The organism is Moraxella nonliquefaciens (assembly GCF_001679005.1).
Lineage (GTDB): Bacteria > Pseudomonadota > Gammaproteobacteria > Pseudomonadales > Moraxellaceae > Moraxella > Moraxella nonliquefaciens.
In genome coordinates, this window is sequence record NZ_LXTW01000026.1 from 1 (window position 1) to 578 (window position 578).

Here is a 578-nt window from a genome sequence, read left to right on the forward strand (position 1 = left end):
GCTTTTAAACTCATTCAAAACCTAGACGAACTTAATAACAAAAACATTGACATCACCTCTGATGAATATCAAAATACCATCAAAGAGATTGATAAATGGAGTGAAGGTGGGGTTTATCGCACCGCACTACATACAGCAATGGGACTGCTTGCCACAGGGACGGTGGAGGGTGGACTATCAGCAGGCACAACCGCTTACACCATCCCAAAGATTGATGAGTATCTAAAAGAACAAGGTTTTGACAAAGAAGTCAGAGATACTGCCCTACTTGCTCTATCAGCAGGCATTGGTGCAACCGTTGGTGGTGATACTGCAAGTACTGCTAACAATGTGGGGCAGGTGCAGTGGAATTATTTGAGTCATAGGGAGAATGAAAGATTGACAGAGTTAAGAAAACAAAAGTCTAGACTCTCTAACGCTTATGGCAATTGTGTATCTCAAAGATGTGCAGAAATTACACAAGAAATACAAAATCTTGAAAATCTTAGTAAGCAAAGAGATAAGGTGTTTGATACGGCTTATGCAAACTGCCGTGCAGGTAAGGATTGTCATCAGTTTTATTATTTGCATGTTACTCA

General features: G+C 40.3%; 1 pseudogene. It reads left to right on the forward strand.

The features are described from left to right. A pseudogene (locus tag A7456_RS11765) lies at nucleotides 1-578 on the forward strand (hypothetical protein); the annotation flags it as partial.